The sequence below is a fragment of the Vibrio scophthalmi LMG 19158 genome (assembly GCF_000222585.1).
Classification (GTDB): domain Bacteria; phylum Pseudomonadota; class Gammaproteobacteria; order Enterobacterales; family Vibrionaceae; genus Vibrio; species Vibrio scophthalmi.
In genome coordinates this window covers 1-20,655 of the sequence record NZ_AFWE01000169.1, presented here as the reverse complement: position 1 = coordinate 20,655, position 20,655 = coordinate 1, and the positions used below count along the sequence as shown (strand labels likewise).

Sequence of the window (20,655 nt, the reverse complement as noted above, 5' to 3'; positions counted from 1 at the left end):
ATCACCAACAATATTTGATCTTGGCCTACAGTTTTGCTTAAAAAGTGTAGTAAAATTACGCTAGTTTTGTTTCAAGGTACTTGGGTTTTATGACCCAAAACCGACAGTTACTTAAATTTGACGAGGTTTACTCTATGTCTGCTAAGAAGCCATTGGCTCTAGTTATTCTTGACGGTTACGGACACCGTGAAGACACTGCAAATAATGCCGTTGCAAACGCAAATACGCCTAACTTGGACAACCTATTTGCTAACCACCCGAATACGCTTATTTCTGCATCTGGCATGGATGTAGGTCTACCAGATGGTCAAATGGGTAACTCAGAAGTAGGTCACACCAATATCGGTGCGGGCCGTATTGTCTACCAAGATCTTACTCGTATTACTAAATCTATCGCTGATGGTGAGTTCGCTGAAACTGCAGCCCTGGTTGAAGCAATGGATAGCGCAATCAACGCAGGTAAAGCCGTTCACATCATGGGTCTTATGTCGCCAGGTGGCGTTCACTCTCACGAAGATCACATCTACGCAGCGGTTGAAATGGCAGCGGCGCGTGGCGCTGAGAAGATTTACCTACACTGCTTCCTTGATGGCCGTGATACGCCACCACGTAGCGCAGAAGGTTCTCTACAACGCTTCCAAGATCTATTCGCTAAACTAGGTAAAGGCCGTGTGGCTTCTCTAGTAGGTCGTTACTATGCAATGGACCGTGACAACAACTGGGATCGCGTTCAAGTTGCTTACGACCTATTGACTCAAGCGAAAGCTGACTTCACTTTTGACACCGCGGTAGAAGGCCTTGAAGCTGCTTACGCTCGTGAAGAAAATGACGAGTTCGTTAAAGCAACGGCAATCAAAACTGCAGATCAAGAAGATGCCATCATGCAAGACGGTGATGCGGTGATCTTCATGAACTACCGTGCTGACCGTGCACGTCAAATCACGCGTACTTTCGTTGCGGATTTCGACGGTTTTGAGCGCGCAGTATTCCCTGCTCTGAACTTTGTGATGCTAACGCAATACGCAGCAGACATCCCTCTAGCGGCGGCATTCCCACCAGCAACACTAGAAAACACTTACGGTGAGTGGCTTTCTAAACAAGAGAAAACTCAGCTACGTATTTCTGAAACAGAAAAATACGCGCACGTTACTTTCTTCTTCAACGGCGGTGTTGAAAACGAGTTTGCTGGCGAAGAGCGTCAACTGGTTGCTTCTCCAAAAGTTGCGACTTACGACCTACAACCAGAGATGAGCTCAACTGAGCTAACTGACAAACTGGTTGCTGCGATCAAATCAGGTAAGTTTGATACGATTATCTGTAACTACCCTAACCCAGATATGGTTGGTCACACGGGTGTTTACGAAGCGGCTAAACAAGCAATCGAAGCGATCGATGCATGTATGGGCCGCGTAGTAGAAGCGATCAATGAAGTTGATGGCCAACTGCTTATCACCGCAGACCACGGTAATGCAGAAATGATGATCGATCCTGAAACAGGCGGCATCCACACTGCACACACTAACCTACCAGTTCCACTGATTTATGTTGGTAGCAAAGCGGTTGAGTTCAAAGAAGGCGGTAAACTGTCTGATCTTGCACCAACCATGCTTTCTCTAGCGGGTATCGAAATCCCTGCAGAAATGTCTGGCCAGGTTATCGTTAAATAATCGCCTCGCATAATAAACGCCCGAGCCATGCTTGGGCGTTTTTTTTGGCCTCTTGCTAGGCAGCCTATGACACTGCGTACAAGTTTTTACTTAATCCTTTCTTCCCAAGAATCGAATTATGTATACTGGCCACTAATCAATTGGTTAGGATAATTCGAGCTAATGTCGCTTAACGCCATCACAAAAACGCATCGCACACTGCGCACACTCATGCTGCTGACGGTTGGTTTTGCTACGATTGCCCCTTTATCCACGCAGGCATCCTCACCCAGTCAGTTAACTGGCGTCAAAAGTGAAATTTCTCGACAAAAGAACGCCTTGAGCTCACAGCAGAAAGAGCTCGATAAATTACAAAAATCGCTAAAAAGCCAAGAACTTGGCATCCATCAGTTAGAGCGAGAAATCAAGGCAACCAAAGCCTCATTGACTAAAACCAATGCCAATATCAATGCGTTGGACGGTAAAATTGTTACGCTTGAAAAAGACAAAGCGCAACAAAGTGAAAAACTTAAGCAGTTATTGCGCACCTATTACGTGACTCAGCGTGCGAAATCTTCCGCCAATATAATGACCCAAGGTGTGGAAGAAGATCGTATCAGCCAATACTTCCAATACCTTGCCAAGCAACGCGCACAAACCATCACTGAGTTAGAAAAAATCGTCGCTGAACTTGAGCAAAGTGAAGAGCAGTTGGCGCTCGAAAAACAACAAATAACTAAGTTACTCGATCAACAGACCTCAAAGCGCAATCAACTCGCTAAGACTCAATCACAGCGAAAAGGCACGGTCAGCAAAATCCGTAAAAGCATTTCCAGCGATAAAGTCTACCTGTCTGAATTACAGCGCAACGAAGCACGCCTAAAAGCCGAAATCGCCAAAGCGGCCAAACGTAATGCCGTACCAATGGATGGCCTTGCGAAACAAAAACGCAAGCTGCCATGGCCAATCAAAGGTCGCGTGATGCACAGCTACGGCTCAAAACAGACAGGGCAAATTGATTGGAAAGGCATCGTGGTTGCCGCCAACTACGGGCAATCCGTCAAAGCGGTGTACTCTGGCACGGTGGTGTTTGCTGATTACCTACGTGGCTATGGTCTCGTGGTATTATTGGATCATGGTAAAGGTGATATGACACTGTACGGCTTTAACCAAAGCTTACTGAAAAAAGAAGGTGATAAAGTAGTGGCCGGCGAATCAATCGCACTCGCGGGAGATACCGGTGGACAAACCCAAGCATCACTCTACTTTGAAATCCGCCGCAACAGCAAAACCCAAGATCCTATTTCGTGGTTACAGCGTAAATAATCGCAACAATAAGGGCGCCTCTCAGCGCCCTTATTGTTTGGTATGAAAAACTTTCAGCCTACGCTTAATTGTTTACTTATCAACGGCGGTAGTATTCGCTGACTTGCCCTATCAACAATTCTAATTGCTGTGGTTCTAGGTGGTTAATGCCACCCGCGGCTTCTCGTCCTCCCCCTGTCACAAATTGGCTACACAACTCTCCTGCCCCTTGCTTATTCGCTAACGGAGCGCGCAACGACACGGTATAGCCCTGCTGACGATTCTCGCTGAGCACAAGATGGGCTTTCTCTGGTGCTTGGTTCGCTAACCAGTTGCCGTAAACACCACTGACGCGTCGAGACGCCGCGGTATTCGGTAAGATAAACACTGCCAGTTGCTCATCTTGATAATGCGCTTTTAGAGATTGCGCTGACGCCATATCTTGCTGATAAGCCATTTTGAGTTGCTGATATGGTGAGTCTTGTGCAGCAATAACAGCAAAAGGATCATCGTAGGCCAAAAGGGTCGTGAACAGAGTGGCAGGATGGAAATGCAGATCGTCAACCGTGGCGCCATACCCGTTGTAATTAAGGAGCGTACCTAGATCGCGCAACTGTTCAGCTTGTTGTGGGCCCAAGCCGGCTTGCGCGGCTAATTGATCGGCTTTAGTGATCAGATTATCACCATAGGCCCCTGCTATCGCCCAATAGTGATAACGCCCATCAAGTAAGGCATCAATAATCAGTGCAGTACAGATATTGGCATCGAGATTAATATGAGCGGTCAATTGGGCATGGCTAGGTATGCCATCGGCTTTATGGTGATCGGCATAAAAGACATCCGCGCCAGCATCAAGAGCGCGTTGCAACCCACTGAGGTTTTGTGTCAGTGAAATATCCAAAACCGTTAGAGAGTCACCACGTTGAATCTCAATTGAATCGAGCAATTGAATATCACGCTTTACCCCAGTCACTAATTGGGCGTTCTTAGGGTTCGCGAGACGTAGTTGAAGTAGAGCGATGATGCCATCTGCATCACCGTTAAAAACATCGTAGTGCATAACATTACTCGAATCAGAAGGTTATCAGTAATGTAACGGCTTAGAGCAAACAGAACAAAGAGCGAAAGGTTATAAACCCTCGCCTTCGATTATATTCATCGTGGCTATGAAGCGTTAAGCGGCGTGCATCGCTTTAACACCCTCTTCCAAGAGCTGAAGCTGCTCAAGGCCAGATTCGGTTGCCTTCGGTTTTACAACCGAGATCATCTGCAACATGCCTTGGTGAATGATCTGTTCGGTGATTTGCGTTTTCGGTGACATGGCCGACTGATAACCTAACCAGCTGGAAGCTATTAAATGCAGAGTTGTGACCAACGGCTTCATTTCACTTTCCGCCACATCAAGCAAGCCTAACTGAATAAAGGCGGCCATGATATTGACCAAGTTTGATTGCAGCTTATCTTGTACCTGAATATATTCTTCATGCAGAACTTCATCACGCTGAAGTATTTCCGGTAAGTTGGCGTAGAAGAAACGGTATTTCCACATCAAGGTAAAGATTGAGTTGAGGTAGAGCTTCAACAACACCAAGCTCTCTTGCTGCCCCTGAACTGGCGTAAAGCGCTCCAACAATTCGTTTGAATAGAGAGCAAAGATCTCTCGTACTATTTCCTGCTTATTGCGGAAATGGTAGTAGAGATTACCTGGGCTGATATCGATGTGCGCGGCAATGTGGTTGGTGGTGATATTCCTTTCACCATGCTCATTAAAGAGCTCTAATGCTGCTAATACAATTTTATCGCGCGTCTTCATTGCTGTGGTATCCCTTTCTCCGTTGCGTTTAGTATACCAACACATGCTTGCTATAACAAAAACGCCTGAATAAATCAGGCGTTTAAGCATTTGCAATTACTTGTGGTAAGGCTTAGACAGTTCGTGTACAGCCTCAACAAATACACCAGCATTTTCTGGTGGCACATCAAGGTGAATACCATGGCCAAGGTTAAATACGTGCCCTGTACCTGCATCACCAAACCCTTCTAGGATTGAGCCCACTTCTTCACGAATACGCTCAGGTGACGCGTACAACATAGAAGGATCCATGTTGCCTTGCAACGCTACTTTATCGCCAATTCGTGCTTTCGCATCGGCAATGTTGATCGTCCAGTCTAGACCAACCGCATCACAACCCGTTGCTGCGATCTGCTCAAGCCACATGCCGCCATTCTTGGTGAACAGAGTTACAGGAACACGACGACCGTCGTTTTCACGAATCAGGCCATCAACGATCTTGTGCATGTATTGCAGTGAGAATAGGTTGTAATCACGAGGGGTTAATACACCGCCCCATGTATCAAACACCATCACTGATTGTGCACCCGCTTTAATTTGCGCGTTCAGGTATTCAATTACGCTGTCCGCCAGTTTATCAAGCAACAGGTGCAGCGTTTGCGGCTCTGCATACATCATCTTCTTGATCTTGGTGAATGCTTTAGAGCTACCACCTTCAACCATGTAGGTCGCTAGTGTCCACGGGCTGCCAGAGAAACCAATCAACGGCACTTCACCTTGTAGATCTTTACGGATCTGGCGAACCGCATTCATCACGTACTGCAGCTCACCTTCAGGATCTGGCAAACCGATCTTGTCTACGTCTGCTTTGCAAGTGATTGGCTTATCGAACACAGGGCCTTCACCTTGTGTAAAGCGTAGGCCTAAACCCATGGCATCAGGAATAGTCAAGATGTCAGAAAATAGAATCGCGGCATCAAGTGGAAAACGGCGTAATGGCTGAAGGGTTACCTCTGAAGCAAGCTCAGCATTGCGACACAGTGACATAAAATCACCCGCTTGAGCACGAGTTGCTTTATATTCAGGTAGGTAACGGCCTGCTTGGCGCATCATCCATACTGGGGTGTAATCTACAGGCTCTTTCAAAAGCGCACGCAGATAACGATCATTTTTTAATTCAGTCATTGTGCTTTTCCAATCTTAGGCGTTATTTTTCGCTGATATTCTAACACTGTTTAGCTCGCAAAAGCCGTGTGCTTTGCAACCTAGATCAAGTTATTAACTTTTAAATAAGTGCTTAATTTGCACCCAACCTCTAACAGTGATAAAAATTTCATCGCTAGCGAAAACTACAATAATTAACTGTGTATCTAATACTCAGTATCTCATAACGACATCTTACTTACCCCCTCCCTCTCGGAGGGTTTTTTTTATCTATTTTTCAGTAAGATGCTCATTAATGTCGGCAAGCGTCTGATCGATCAGTTGTCGAGCAATCGTACCAATAGGTGCTACGGGGGGCATCTCATCAGGTGAGAACCACTGCGCATCACTTAACTCACTATAATCCGGCTTAATGTTACCAGATTGATAATCCGCGAGAAACGCCATCATCATACTGGAAGGAAACGCCCAAGGTTGACTGCCAAAATAACGAATATTGCTGACCTCAATCCCTGTCTCTTCTTTCACTTCACGTGCCACGCACTGCTCGAGTGTTTCTCCCACTTCAAGAAAACCGGCGATGACCGTGTACATACCGTTACGATGACGAGGATGCTGTGCGAGTAAAATCTGCTGTTCTTTACGCACCGCAACAATGATGCAGGGGAAGATCCGTGGATAATGCAATGTACGGCACTCTGTGCATTGCATAGCAAGCTGATTGTGGTTTAGATGGTTTCGACCACCACACTGTGGACAAAAACGCATCGTTTGCGTCATGTGCCCATATTGAACCGCTTTGCTCGCCAGTAGAAAAAGATCCTGCGGGTAAGCTAAGCACTCACGCAATGAGCTCATTGGCAAACGAGCTTCGATCTCCATGTCATTTAGCCACATTACCGGCGCGCCCTGATAGTCACCAATACAGACGACATCACGGTCAGAAAACCCGAATTCACTAGCAAAACCGTAAGGGAGCTTGCCATCTTCTAGCCAAATATCGCTCCCTGATACAACACACCAATATGCCGCACTCTCGTGGGCCATATCACCGTTCTCTAACATTACCGTCCCTCATTGCTTGCAGTTCAACCATTTTACTGGCAATCTAATTTCATACTAGAGTTAGTAGAAAAGCAATTCATTCACTATAATTTCTAGTCAGGACAATAGGTTGTATATCTATCATCGCTTTGCTCAGCAAAGTAAAATGATCACCGGAGTTGTGATTAGATCATGAGGGCATGGTCATGCTAAAAAAACTGAAAAAAACACAAGAACAATGGGGTGGCTCAAGTGACGTCATCGACCATTGGTTAGAGACCCGACAATCCCTAATTGTCGAATATTGTAAGCTTGCCGCACTACAACCCGCTAGTCAGAAAACCGCTCTATCTTCACTCCCCACGCCTCTAGAACTGCAAGATTTTTGCCAGCATTTGGTCGACTATATCTCCGAAGGTCACTTTAAGATCTACGATACGGTGATGGATCAATGGCGTTCTACTGGGTTTGAAATTACCGACGATATTAATAAAGCCTACGCGAAGATCGTGTTAACCACTGATCCTTTGCTGAACTTTACCGATAAATACGCCGACGTTGATCAAGATGATACTTTGGAGGATTTTGATGTTGATCTCTCCAGTGTGGGAGAAATTCTCGAAGTACGATTTGAAGTTGAAGATAATTTGATTCAGCTTATCTCTGACAGTTTAGCCGTTCCCCCGGGGGCATAAGCTAGAGCTCTAGGAGGTTCGAGATTCGAGATTCGAGATTCGAGATTCGAGATTCGAGAAGTTAGAATGCTTCGCGTGAGATGAGAAAGAGAGAGGGTTGGCATGAGAGTGTCAGCCTTTTTTATTGTTCATCGAAAGAAATAAGCTGTCACTCTAGGGAGTGACCAAAGGTTCGCCGTTAATATCCTGAGCTTTATTTCACTTAATTGCTGGCAAAGCAGATTGCCATCCTCAAGAGCGAGGCACGAGCGAGTTGGGGATCTTATTTCATCACTGTTACTACTATAGATTCCCTACGCCTTCCTTCGTCAGTCTAGGGAATGACCAAAGGTTCGCCGGTAATATCCTGAGCTTTATTTCACTTAACTGGTAGCAGAGCAGATCGTCATCCTCAAGAGTGAGGCACGAGCGCGTTGAGGGTCTGACGTCATCAGTGTTACTGCTATAGATTCCCTACGCCTTCCTTCGTCAGTCTAGGGAATGACCGAGTGGCCGCCAGTGAGTTGTCACCTTTTATTTAGCCTGATTGCTGGCAAAGCAGGTTGTCATCCTCAAGAGTGAGGCACGAGCGAGTTGGGGATCTAATTTCCTTTCGTCTTGGTGATGACTCACCGCTTAATTGAATATCCTCCCATCGATCTCGCTTCTCGCTTCTCAACTCTCAATGCTTCAAAAACAAAAAAGGCACCCGAAGGTGCCTTTTTTCTTAAGCTATTGCTCGTCTCGAAGATTAATCTTCAGAAGAGAAGCCAGCGTTTAGAAGTGCTGCTAGGTTATCTGTTGCTTGTTCAGCAGATGGACCTTCTTGCTCTTCAGCGCGCTTAGCTTGACGCTCTTGGTGGTATGCGAAACCAGTACCCGCTGGGATCAGACGACCCACGATTACGTTTTCTTTCAGACCACGTAGCTCATCACGCTTACCAGAAACCGCAGCTTCTGTTAGTACGCGAGTTGTCTCCTGGAACGATGCCGCAGAGATGAACGACTCAGTTGCTAGAGATGCTTTAGTGATACCTAGAAGGTCACGTTCAAAACGTGCAGGCTCTTTGCCTTCAGCTTCTAGATTACGGTTAGCAATCTTAACATTGTGATATTCAACTTGCTCGCCAGGTAGGAACTCAGAGTCACCCGCGTGTGTAATAGTACACTTACGTAGCATTTGACGAACGATAGTCTCAATGTGCTTATCGTTAATCTTAACGCCTTGTAGACGGTAAACTTCTTGTACTTCGTTAGCGATGTACTGAGTTACTGCGTGGATACCACGTAGACGTAGAATGTCATGCGGGGTCTCTGGACCATCTGCAATAACATCACCACGTTCCACTTTCTCGCCTTCGAACACGTTCAATTGGCGATGCTTAGGAATCATCTCTTCGTAAACTTCACCGCTGTCGCGAGTGATCACTAGACGACGCTTACCTTTCGTTTCTTTACCAAAGCTTACTGCACCAGTGTGCTCAGCTAGGATCGCAGGCTCTTTAGGCTTACGAGCTTCGAATAGGTCTGCTACGCGTGGTAGACCACCGGTGATATCTTTGTTTCCGCTCGATTTTTGAGGGATACGAGATAGTGTGTCACCAATGCCAACTTCTGCGCCATCTTCGATGTTAACGATCGCTTTACCAGGTAGGAAGTAGTGAGCTGGCATATCAGTACCAGGGATCATTACATCGTTACCTTGCTCATCTACAAGTTTGATAGCTGGACGCATATCTTTACCTGCAGCTGGGCGAGCAGCCGGATCAGTCACTTCGCTTGAAGATAGACCTGTTAGGTCATCTGTTTGGCGAGAAACTGTTACACCGTCGATCATGTCAACGAATTGGATGCGACCTGCCACTTCAGTGATGATTGGCATGGTGTGCGCTTCCCAGTTAGCAACTACGTCGCCAGCTGTTACCGCATCGTTGTCCGCTTTGCTTAGAATCGAACCGTATGGCAGTTTGTGTTTCTCTTTCGTACGACCGAACTCATCAATGATGGTCATTTCAGATGCACGAGAAGTGATTACAAGCTTGCCAGCTTTGTTGATTACAAACTTAGCGTTGTGAAGCTTAACCGAACCTGTGTTCTTCGCTTGGATGCTGTTCTCTGCTGCTGCAGTAGATGCCGCACCACCGATGTGGAACGTACGCATCGTTAGCTGTGTACCTGGTTCACCGATAGACTGAGCAGCGATAACACCAACTGCTTCACCTTGGTTTACTAGGTGACCACGTGCTAGGTCACGACCGTAACACTGTGCACAACAACCGAAGTCAGCATCACAAGTAACGACAGAGCGTACTTTCATGCTGTCTACAGAGTTCTCTTCCATGATCTGACACCACTTCTCATCGATTAGAGTGTTACGTGGAATTAGAACATCTTCAGAACCCGGTTTAAGAACATCTTCCGCTACAACACGACCTAGAGCCAGCTCAGCCAGTGGAACTTTAACGTCACCACCTTCGATATGAGGCATCATGTCAACACCTTCAACAGTGCCACAGTCATGTTCAGTAACTACAACGTCTTGAGCAACGTCTACTAGACGACGAGTTAGGTAACCCGAGTTTGCTGTTTTCAGTGCTGTATCCGCAAGACCCTTACGAGCACCGTGCGTTGAGATAAAGTACTGAAGGACGTTTAGACCTTCTTTAAAGTTTGCAGTGATCGGCGTTTCGATGATCGAACCATCTGGACGAGCCATCAGACCACGCATACCAGCAAGCTGACGAATCTGAGCTGCAGAACCACGTGCGCCCGAGTCGGCCATCATGTAGATGCTGTTGAACGATTCTTGTTGCTCTTCTTCACCGTCACGGTTAGTCACAGTTTCGTAAGACAAGTTTTCCATCATAGCTTTCGCTACGCGGTCGTTCGTTGATGCCCAGATATCGATAACTTTGTTGTATCGTTCGCCCGCAGTTACAAGACCAGATTGGTACTGTTCTTGAATTTCGCGAACTTCTTCTTCTGCTGCTGAAATTTCAGTGTACTTCGCATCTGGCACAACCATGTCGTTGATACCAACAGATACGCCAGATAGTGCTGCATAAGCAAAACCGGTGTACATGATTTGGTCAGCAAATACTACTGTGTCTTTTAGACCAAGCTTACGGTAACACTCGTTAAGTAGGTTAGAGATTTGCTTCTTACCTAGCTTTTGGTTAACGATGCTGTACGGTAGACCTGCTGGAACGATTTGCCACAACATTGCACGACCGACAGTTGTATCAACCATCTTCGTTTCAGTTGTGCTGTTACCGTCTTCATCAACAACAGTTTCAGTAATACGTACTTTAACGCGTGCGTGTAGTTCAGCGTTCTTAGTGCGGTATGCCTTCTCAGCCTCTTCAGGGCCAGCAAGGTACATGCCTTCACCTTTCACGTTGATCTTGTCACGTGTCATGTAGTACAGACCCAATACAACGTCCTGAGAAGGTACGATGATCGGATCACCTGACGCTGGCGACAGAATGTTGTTCGTCGACATCATCAGAGTACGAGCTTCAAGCTGTGCTTCTAGAGTTAGAGGCACGTGAACCGCCATTTGGTCACCATCGAAGTCCGCGTTGTATGCCGCACACACTAGTGGGTGTAGCTGAATCGCTTTACCTTCGATTAGTACTGGTTCGAACGCCTGGATACCAAGACGGTGAAGTGTTGGTGCACGGTTCAATAGTACTGGGTGTTCACGGATCACTTCGTCTAGGATATCCCAAACTACCGCTTCTTCGCGCTCTACCATTTTCTTAGCTGCTTTGATTGTAGTCGCAAGACCACGAGTCTCTAGCTTGCTGTAGATAAACGGCTTAAATAGCTCAAGTGCCATCTTCTTAGGAAGACCACACTGGTGTAGACGAAGGTATGGACCTACTGTGATTACAGAACGGCCAGAGTAGTCTACACGTTTACCTAGAAGGTTCTGACGGAAACGACCTTGTTTACCCTTGATCATATCAGCAAGAGATTTCAGAGGACGCTTGTTAGAACCTGTGATCGCACGACCGCGACGACCGTTATCTAGAAGGGCATCAACAGACTCTTGCAGCATACGTTTTTCGTTACGTACGATGATGTCTGGAGCCGCTAGCTCTAGAAGACGCTTCAAACGGTTGTTACGGTTGATCACACGACGGTAAAGGTCGTTCAGATCTGAAGTCGCAAAACGACCACCATCTAGTGGTACTAGAGGACGTAGATCTGGCGGAAGAACTGGAAGTACAGTTAGGATCATCCACTCAGGGTTGTTACCCGAAGTGATGAACGCTTCAACCAGTTTCAGACGCTTAGTCAGCTTCTTACGCTTAGTTTCTGAGTTAGTGGTTTCTAACTCTTCGCGCATTTGTTCAACTTCTGCGTGCATGTCCATAGAACCTAGAAGGTCCTTGATAGCCTCTGCACCCATTTTAGCCGTGAACTCATCGCCCCACTCTTCTAGACGATCCAGATACTCTTCTTCAGTAAGCATCTGAGATTTTTCTAGATCAGTCATACCCGGCTCAGTTACAACGTACATTTCGAAGTAAAGAACACGTTCGATATCACGTAGCGGGATATCCATTAGTAGACCGATGCGAGACGGTAGTGATTTTAGGAACCAGATGTGAGCAACTGGTGAAGCTAGCTCGATGTGGCCCATACGGTCACGACGAACTTTAGTTTGTGTAACTTCAACGCCACACTTCTCACAGATTACACCACGGTGCTTCAGGCGCTTGTATTTGCCACAAAGACATTCGTAGTCTTTTACTGGGCCAAAAATACGCGCACAGAACAAACCATCACGTTCAGGTTTGAACGTACGGTAGTTAATCGTTTCAGGTTTTTTAACTTCACCAAAAGACCATGAACGGATCATGTCTGGTGAAGATAGACCGATTTTGATTGCATCAAATTCTTCGGTCTTATGCTGCGCTTTTAGAAAGTTTAATAAGTCTTTCACAATCAGCTCCTGTAAGGAGTTAAAAGGAGCCCACCTGCAAAAGTGAGCACCTTTTTACCGATAATCGCTTAATTTCCCTGAACTTACGCTCAGGGGAATAAGTGATTACTCTTCGTCTTCTAGCTCGATGTTGATACCTAGCGAGCGAATCTCTTTCAACAATACGTTGAACGATTCTGGCATGCCAGGTTCCATGCTGTGGTTACCGTCTACGATGTTTTTGTACATCTTAGTACGGCCGTTAACGTCATCTGACTTAACGGTTAGCATTTCTTGAAGCGTGTAAGCAGCACCGTATGCTTCTAGTGCCCATACTTCCATCTCACCGAAACGCTGACCACCGAACTGAGCTTTACCACCAAGTGGTTGCTGAGTTACTAGGCTGTACGAACCAGTTGAACGAGCGTGCATCTTGTCGTCAACAAGGTGGTTTAGTTTCAGCATGTACATGTAACCAACAGTTACAGGACGCTCAAACGAATCACCAGTACGACCATCAAACAATTTAAGCTGACCAGATGTTGGTAGGTCTGCTAGCTCTAGAAGAGCTTTGATTGATGATTCAGGTGCACCATCAAATACTGGCGTTGCGATTGGTAAACCACCACGTAGGTTGCCGATCAATGTACGCACTTCAGCATCAGATAGAGAAGCAATGTCTACGGTCTGACGAGTATCGCCTAGGTCGTAAACTTTTTGCAGGAATTCGCGGAATTTCGCTAGCTCTTGCTGCTCTTTCACCATCTTGTTGATTTTCTCACCGATACCTTTCGCTGCCAGACCTAAGTGAACTTCTAGGATCTGACCGATGTTCATACGCGAAGGTACACCCAGCGGGTTAAGTACGATGTCTACCGGTTGACCGTTTTCATCGTATGGCATGTCTTCAACAGGGTTGATCTTAGAGATTACACCCTTGTTACCGTGACGGCCTGCCATCTTATCACCAGGCTGAATGCGACGTTTAACCGCAAGGTAAACCTTAACGATCTTCAGTACGCCAGGAGCTAGATCATCACCTTGTGTGATCTTACGACGCTTAGTTTCAAACTTCTTATCGAAGTCTGCACGTAGCTCGTCATACTGCTCTGCTAGTTGCTCAAGCTGAGTCTGTAGAGCATCATCTTCAAGCGTTAGCTCTAGCCACTTCTTACGATCAGTCGTGTCTAGTTTCGCTTCAGAGTAGCCACCTTCGATCAATACAGAACGAACACGCGCTAGTAGACCGCCTTCAAGAATTTGGAACTCTTCAGTAAGGTCTTTCTTCGCTTCTTTCAACTGCATCTGTTCAATTTCAAGCGCACGCTTGTCTTTCTCTACGCCATCGCGAGTGAAAACTTGAACATCGATGATAGTACCTGAAACTGAGTTTGGTACACGCAGTGATGTATCTTTAACATCTGATGCTTTTTCACCGAAGATAGCACGTAGTAGCTTTTCTTCTGGCGTTAGCTGAGTTTCGCCTTTAGGCGTTACTTTACCAACTAGGATGTCGCCACCCTTAACTTCAGCACCAATGTAAACGATACCTGACTCGTCTAGTTTAGACAGAGCAGATTCACCTACGTTTGGAATATCCGCTGTGATCTCTTCAGAACCCAGTTTCGTGTCACGCGCCACACAAGATAGTTCTTGGATGTGGATTGTCGTGAAGCGGTCTTCTTGAACTACGCGCTCAGATACTAAGATCGAGTCTTCGAAGTTGTAACCGTTCCAAGGCATGAACGCGATACGCATGTTCTGACCAAGCGCTAGTTCACCAAGGTCTGTTGAAGGACCATCAGCAAGAACGTCACCACGAGCAACCGGTTCGCCAGGCATTACACATGGACGTTGGTTGATACACGTGTTTTGGTTAGAACGAGTGTATTTAGTTAGGTTGTAGATATCGATACCAGCTTCGCCAGGAATCAATTCTTCTTCGTTCACTTTAACAACGATACGAGAAGCATCTACAGACTGAACAGAACCACCACGTTTCGCAACAACAGTTACACCTGAGTCAACTGCGATGTTACGTTCAATACCAGTACCAACTAGCGGCTTATCAGCACGTAGAGTTGGAACTGCCTGACGTTGCATGTTCGCGCCCATCAAGGCACGGTTCGCATCATCGTGTTCTAGGAACGGGATAAGCGATGCAGCGATTGATACTACCTGGTTCGTTGCAACGTCCATGTACTGAGCGTGTTCACGAGGGTGAAGACCAGATTCACCTTTCTGACGAGCAGTGATTAGCTCATCATCAAATGTACCTTCTTCAGTCAACTTCGTGTTCGCCTGAGCGATAACGTATTGACCTTCTTCGATTGCAGATAGGTAATCAACTTCGTCAGTTACAACACCATCTACTACACGACGGTATGGAGTCTCTAGGAAACCGTACTCGTTACAACGTGCAAACGCAGATAGTGAGTTGATCAAACCGATGTTTGGACCTTCTGGCGTTTCGATCGGACATAGACGACCGTAGTGAGTTACGTGAACGTCACGTACTTCAAAGCCAGCGCGTTCACGCGTTAGACCGCCAGGACCCAATGCAGAGATACGACGTTTGTGCGTAACTTCTGACAACGGGTTGTTTTGGTCCATAAACTGTGAAAGCTGTGAAGAGCCAAAGAATTCTTTAACCGCTGCTGAAATAGGCTTAGCGTTGATTAGATCTTGAGGCATGATTGCATCAAGGTCACCAAGGCTTAGGCGCTCTTTCACTGCACGTTCAACACGTACAAGACCAACGCGGAATTGGTTCTCAGCCATTTCGCCAACTGAACGGATACGACGGTTGCCAAGGTGGTCGATATCGTCCACTTCGCCTTTACCGTTACGGATCGAGATCAGCTTCTTCATCACTTCGATGATATCTAGCTCATCTAGCGTACCTTGCTCGTCTGCATCTGCACGACCAATTGAGCTGTTGAACTTCATGCGGCCAACAGTTGATAGGTCGTAACGCTCTTCAGAGAAGAACAGGCTTTCGAACAATGATTCAGCAGCTTCTTTCGTTGGCGGCTCGCCAGGGCGCATCATGCGGTAGATTTCTACCAGTGCAGAAATACGATCAACAGTGCTGTCGACGCGTACAGTTTCTGACATGAAGGCACCGTGGTCTAGATCGTTCGTAAATAGAACTTCTAGCGCTTTGTGGCCAGCTTGAGAAAGGTTCGCTAATGCTTCAAGACTGATCTCTTGGTTAGCAGAAACGATAACTTCGCCAGTCGCTTCATTAACGTAATCTTTCGATGCAACTTTACCAACGATGTACTCAACTGGTACTTCGATGTGGTCAACGCCTTCTTTTTCAAGTTGACGGATATGACGCGCAGTTACACGACGACCTTGCTCAATATATACTTTGCCGTTTGCTTCAATATCAAACGAAGCAGTCTCACCACGTAGACGCTCTGGGATCAACTCCATTAGTAGAGTTTGATCTTTCACTTGGAAGTTAACTTTCTCGAAGAATAGATCTAGGATCTCTTCGGTAGTCTTACCAAGTGCACGCAAAATAATTGATGCAGGTAGCTTACGACGACGGTCGATACGTACGTACAGGTTGTCCTTAGGATCGAACTCAAAGTCTAACCATGAGCCACGGTAAGGAATGATACGTGCGTTGTATAGAACTTTGCCTGATGAGTGGGTCTTACCCTTATCGCTGTCGAAGAAAACGCCTGGGCTTCTGTGCAGCTGGGATACGATAACCCTCTCGGTACCGTTAATTACGAAGGTACCGTTGTCTGTCATAAGCGGAATTTCGCCCATGTAGACTTCTTGTTCTTTAATGTCTTTTACAGTACCTGCTGGCGCGTCTCGATCAAAGATCACAAGGCGTAGTTTTACGCGTAGTGGCTTTGAGTAAGTAACACCGCGGATTTGACATTCTTTAACATCAAAAACTGGCTCACCAAGACGGTAGCTAACGTATTGCAGCTCGGAATTGCCGTTGTAGCTCTGAATTGGAAAAACAGAACGGAAAGCAGCCTCAAGACCGTATTGCCCCTCAGGATCCTGTTCGATAAATTTTTCGAACGAATCGAGCTGGATCGATAGCAGGTATGGAATGTCCAAAACTTGTGGACGAGTACCAAAGTCCTTACGGATGCGCTTTTTCTCGGTATAAGAGTAAACCATGGGGTTCCTCAGCTCGCTGATAAGTGACCCAAACTGTCCGCCTGACGGGTGGGACAGTGACTAACAACTGTTTACTGTAGTCTCATGTGATTCGATGAACATCATGAGTTTTGCTCGGATAAAGGTGCTTAAACAGCGGGAAAATTCACCTAGACCCTACAGCGCAAAAAGGCCGGTGGTTAATAAACCACCAGCCATTAGCCTTACGGCTATGAAATTAAGTAATAATTACTTGATTTCAACAGAAGCGCCAGCTTCTTCTAGCTGTGCTTTAAGAGCTTCAGCTTCAGCTTTTTCTACGCCTTCTTTAAGAGCAGCAGGTGCGCCGTCTACAAGAGCTTTAGCTTCTTTAAGGCCTAGACCAGTTGCGCCACGTACAGCTTTGATAACTTGTACTTTGTTAGCGCCAGCAGCAGTTAGGATTACGTCGAATTCAGTTTGCTCAGCAGCAGCTTCAGTAGCAGCACCACCAGCAACTACAGCAGCAGCTGCAGTAACACCGAATTTTTCTTCCATTGCTTCAATTAGTTCAACAACTTGCATTACAGACATTTCTGCAACTGCGTCTAGGATTTGCTCGTTAGTAATAGACATAACAATTCTCTTTTAAGTCAACAATAAGTTTATTTTGCAACCAGTAAAAAAAGCAAGGCTTACGCCGCAGCTTCTTCTTTTTGATCGCGGATAGCAGCGATAGTACGTACCAGCTTGCCAGCTGAAGCTTCTTTCATGCACATCATTAGGCGTGCAATCGCTTCGTCGTAAGTTGGTAGTGTCGCTAGTACTTCAGCGTCAGTTAGAGCGCCTTCAAATGCAGCAGCTTTGATCTCGAAATCTTTGTTCTCTTTAGCGAAGTCTTTGAAAAGACGCGCTGCAGCACCTGGGTGCTCGTTAGAGAACGCGATTAGAGTAGGACCAGTGAAAGTGTCAGTTAGACACTCGTACTGAGTACCTTCAACCGCACGACGTGCTAGAGTGTTACGAACAACTCGTACATAAACACCAGCTTCACGAGCCTGTTTACGTAGAGAAGTCATTGCACCCACAGCTACACCGCGAGAATCAGCTACAACTGCAGAAAGTGCACCACTGGCAGCTTCGTTGACTTCAGCAACAATTGCTTTTTTGTCTAGAAGGTTTAAAGCCATCTTGGATTTACTCCTGGTTGTTATTACACCACTCACTATTATCACAACAGTGAGAGCTATTTAGGTGCTTCCCAGAAGAAAGTTTACTATTTGCATAGAGCTTTCTGTCAGTTCGGGCACCATCTACGTAGGATGATTAAGTCTTTCTCTATATAAATATAAAGTCAGACACCTACGGTCTTGGACGGAGACTGGGTCATAATTCTAACTAAATTCACGAGGAATTTAACGAACCAAAGTTCAGCCCCAACCACAAATATTAGGCGCGAAATTATACACTAATTTCACACCTAATCAAATAAATTAAGCTTGAGTGTTCAGGCTAGCCTGATCAACTGCAACGCCAGCACCCATTGTAGTAGAGATGCTAACTTTCTTCAGGAAAGCGCCTTTCGCTGAAGACGGCTTAGCTTTCTTAAGCGCAACTAGTAGAGCTTCTAGGTTCTCTTGTAGTTGGTTCGCGTCGAAAGAAACTTTGCCGATTGTAGTGTGGATGATACCGTTCTTGTCGTTACGGTAACGAACCTGACCAGCTTTAGCGTTCTTAACCGCTTCAGCAACGTTAGGAGTTACAGTACCAACTTTCGGGTTTGGCATCAGACCACGTGGACCTAGGATAGTACCTAGTTGACCAACAACGCGCATTGCATCTGGAGAAGCAACAACTACGTCGAAGTTCATTTCGCCCTTTTTAACTAGCTCAGCTAGATCTTCCATACCCACTAGGTCAGCGCCAGCTTCTTTAGCAGCTTCAGCGTTTGCACCTTGAGCGAATACAGCAACGCGGATATCACGACCAGTACCGTGTGGTAGCACAGTTGCGCCACGAACGTTTTGGTCAGATTTACGAGCGTCGATACCTAGGTTAACAGCTACGTCAACAGATTCTACGAATTTAGCAGTTGCAAGTTCTTTAAGAAGAGCTACAGCTTCATTGATTTCGTATTCTTTAGTTACGTCAACTTTGTCGCGGATTACGCGCATGCGCTTAGTTAGTTTTGCCATGATCTTAACCCTCTACCACTAGGCCCATTGAACGAGCAGTACCCGCAATAGAACGTTTCATCGCTTCAATATCAGAACCAGTCATGTCAGCAGCTTTAGTTTCTGCGATTTCTTGGATTTGAGCTTCAGTAATCGTGCCCACTTTTTCAGTGTTAGGACGACCAGAACCAGACTTAAGACCAGCTGCCTTCAGAAGAAGAGTTGCAGCAGGAGGAGTCTTAGTGATGAACGTGAAAGAACGGTCAGAGTAAACAGTGATTACTACTGGAGTCGGCATGCCTTTCTCAAGAGATTCTGTTTTTGCGTTGAACGCTTTACAGAATTCCATGATGTTAACACCGTGTTGACCTAGAGCAGGACCAACTGGTGGACTTGGGTTCGCAGCGCCAGCAGCAACTTGTAGCTTGATATAAGCTTCAACTTTCTTAGCCATGATATTTCCTAAGTTTGGGTTCAAACGCTAATCGACTGATCAGCTCCCCGGTTATGTAAAAATCTTTTTACTTCAACAGAAGCAAAAAGGCGCGAAATTATAGTCATAATTCACGCCCTAAACAACCCTTTGCAAGGTGTTTTTTTAATCAAGTTTTTCCACTTGACCGAATTCAAGCTCAACTGGTGTAGCACGACCAAAGATCGATACAGACACTTTCACGCGGCTCTTAACGTAATCCACTTCTTCAACAGTACCGTTGAAGTCAGCAAACGGGCCATCGGTCACGCGAACAACTTCACCCGCTTCGTACATAGTACGAGGACGTGGTGCTTCACTCGCTTTTTCAAGACGGTTAAGAATCGCATCAGCTTCCTTATCAGTGATAGGAGCTGGACGATCAGAGGTACCACCAATGAAGCCCATGACACGCGGAACACTACGCACTAAGTGCCATGATTCATCGTTCATGATCATCTGAACTAGGACGTAACCTGGAAAGAACTTACGTTCTGACTTACGACGTTGTCCAGCGCGGATTTCCACTACTTCTTCAGTAGGGACAAGTACTTCACCGAATAGCTCTTCCATGCCATGCATTTTGATATGCTCGCGAAGAGATTGAGCTACACGACCTTCAAAACCAGAGAAGGCTTGAACTACATACCAGCGTTTTTTTGGAGCTTCACTCATGAATAAAAACCCTCTATACCCCAGTCACAAATGCAACAAGACGAACCATAATGCCGTCAATGCCCCATAGCGCTAGAGCCATTACAATACTTACAGCTAAAACGATCAGTGTCGTTTGCAGAGTTTCTTGACGCGTTGGCCAAACCACTTTACGAACTTCCATACGAGATTCTTTCGCAAACACGATCGAAGCTTTACCTTTAGTTGTTGTAGCCGCAACACCAAGTGCTGCTGCAATTAATACAACAACGCCTGCAGCGCGAACCACTACAGACATATCACCATACAGGTAATTACCCACAACAGCGGCAGTTAGCAGAACAAAAGTGATTACCCACTTAAAGATATCTGCGCCATTTGAGCTCTCAGGAGTTTCAGCATTATTTGCTTTCATAAAACCAACCTGTCACAAGTCTTAATATAGACGACAACAACCCCGCTGCTGCAGGGCAAATCCATGAAACGACCAATTTTATAAAAAATTGACGTCCTCTTTTATTGACCAAAATTGCTTTTCGCCAAAAAATTCCTGCTAACGTCTACATGAACAATAATTCAGCAAACATTATTTTTTGTGCAGAAAAAGGGCATCAAATGATGCCCTTTTTGCTACTGGTTCGTCAAATCTTATTCAAGATTTTCTGAAGTCTTCAGCTAATTCTT

General features: G+C 46.0%; 15 protein-coding genes. 3 read left to right on the top strand and 12 right to left on the bottom strand.

The genetic code is table 11. From position 1 onward, the window contains the following. Positions 1 to 134 precede the first annotated feature (134 nt). Entirely contained in the window at positions 135 to 1,667 is a 1,533-nt protein-coding gene (gpmM, locus tag RH88_RS13020; protein ID WP_005596713.1) for a 2,3-bisphosphoglycerate-independent phosphoglycerate mutase, read from the top strand. A 162-nt stretch (positions 1,668 to 1,829) separates the two neighbouring features. After that, on the top strand, positions 1,830 to 2,972 hold the full coding sequence (locus tag RH88_RS13015) for a murein hydrolase activator EnvC family protein (protein WP_005596711.1): 1,143 nt from the start codon (positions 1,830 to 1,832) through the stop codon (positions 2,970 to 2,972). 79 nt (positions 2,973 to 3,051) lie between these two features. Here RH88_RS13015 and RH88_RS13010 read toward each other — a convergent pair whose 3' ends face one another. The 4 genes from RH88_RS13010 to nudC form a co-directional block, all read right to left on the bottom strand. Further along, on the bottom strand, positions 3,052 to 4,011 hold the full coding sequence (locus tag RH88_RS13010) for a hypothetical protein (RefSeq protein ID WP_005596709.1): 960 nt from the start codon (positions 4,009 to 4,011) through the stop codon (positions 3,052 to 3,054). 114 nt (positions 4,012 to 4,125) lie between these two features. Further along, complete coding sequence (locus tag RH88_RS13005) at positions 4,126 to 4,764, bottom strand: TetR/AcrR family transcriptional regulator (protein WP_005596708.1); 639 nt, start codon at positions 4,762 to 4,764, stop codon at positions 4,126 to 4,128. Positions 4,765 to 4,860: 96 nt separating this feature from the next. Then, entirely contained in the window at positions 4,861 to 5,928 is a 1,068-nt protein-coding gene (hemE, locus tag RH88_RS13000) for a uroporphyrinogen decarboxylase (protein ID WP_005596706.1), read from the bottom strand. Positions 5,929 to 6,177: 249 nt separating this feature from the next. Beyond that, a complete protein-coding gene (gene nudC / locus RH88_RS12995; protein ID WP_005596704.1) occupies positions 6,178 to 6,972 on the bottom strand; it encodes an NAD(+) diphosphatase in 795 nt (264 codons plus the stop codon). Positions 6,973 to 7,151: 179 nt separating this feature from the next. On the opposite strand from nudC, the gene RH88_RS12990 reads away from it, so the two are divergent. Next, positions 7,152 to 7,646 carry an Rsd/AlgQ family anti-sigma factor gene (locus tag RH88_RS12990; protein ID WP_040757966.1) on the top strand — a complete coding sequence of 165 codons (495 nt, stop codon included), beginning with the start codon at positions 7,152 to 7,154 and terminating at the stop codon, positions 7,644 to 7,646. Positions 7,647 to 8,376: 730 nt separating this feature from the next. Here RH88_RS12990 and rpoC read toward each other — a convergent pair. From rpoC to secE, 8 genes are all read right to left on the bottom strand, one after another. Continuing rightward, positions 8,377 to 12,579 (bottom strand): DNA-directed RNA polymerase subunit beta', encoded by a 4,203-nt coding sequence (rpoC, locus tag RH88_RS12985; RefSeq protein ID WP_005596700.1) that lies wholly within the window; start codon positions 12,577 to 12,579, stop codon positions 8,377 to 8,379. A gap of 105 nt (positions 12,580 to 12,684) precedes the next feature. After that, positions 12,685 to 16,713 (bottom strand): DNA-directed RNA polymerase subunit beta, encoded by a 4,029-nt coding sequence (gene rpoB / locus RH88_RS12980; protein ID WP_005596698.1) that lies wholly within the window; start codon positions 16,711 to 16,713, stop codon positions 12,685 to 12,687. A gap of 228 nt (positions 16,714 to 16,941) precedes the next feature. Further along, entirely contained in the window at positions 16,942 to 17,307 is a 366-nt protein-coding gene (gene rplL / locus RH88_RS12975; RefSeq protein ID WP_005596695.1) for a 50S ribosomal protein L7/L12, read from the bottom strand. A gap of 59 nt (positions 17,308 to 17,366) precedes the next feature. After that, entirely contained in the window at positions 17,367 to 17,861 is a 495-nt protein-coding gene (gene rplJ / locus RH88_RS12970; RefSeq protein ID WP_005596693.1) for a 50S ribosomal protein L10, read from the bottom strand. 303 nt (positions 17,862 to 18,164) lie between these two features. Then, on the bottom strand, positions 18,165 to 18,866 hold the full coding sequence (gene rplA, locus RH88_RS12965) for a 50S ribosomal protein L1 (RefSeq protein WP_005596691.1): 702 nt from the start codon (positions 18,864 to 18,866) through the stop codon (positions 18,165 to 18,167). A gap of 4 nt (positions 18,867 to 18,870) precedes the next feature. Continuing rightward, positions 18,871 to 19,299, bottom strand: coding sequence for a 50S ribosomal protein L11 (rplK, locus tag RH88_RS12960; RefSeq protein WP_005596690.1), 429 nt, complete (start codon positions 19,297 to 19,299; stop codon positions 18,871 to 18,873). Between the two features lie 144 nt (positions 19,300 to 19,443). Beyond that, positions 19,444 to 19,992, bottom strand: coding sequence for a transcription termination/antitermination protein NusG (nusG, locus tag RH88_RS12955; protein WP_005596686.1), 549 nt, complete (start codon positions 19,990 to 19,992; stop codon positions 19,444 to 19,446). A 13-nt stretch (positions 19,993 to 20,005) separates the two neighbouring features. Then, positions 20,006 to 20,386, bottom strand: a complete 381-nt coding sequence (gene secE, locus RH88_RS12950; protein WP_005596684.1) for a preprotein translocase subunit SecE — start codon at positions 20,384 to 20,386, stop codon at positions 20,006 to 20,008. Between the last annotated feature and the right edge of the window lie 269 nt (positions 20,387 to 20,655).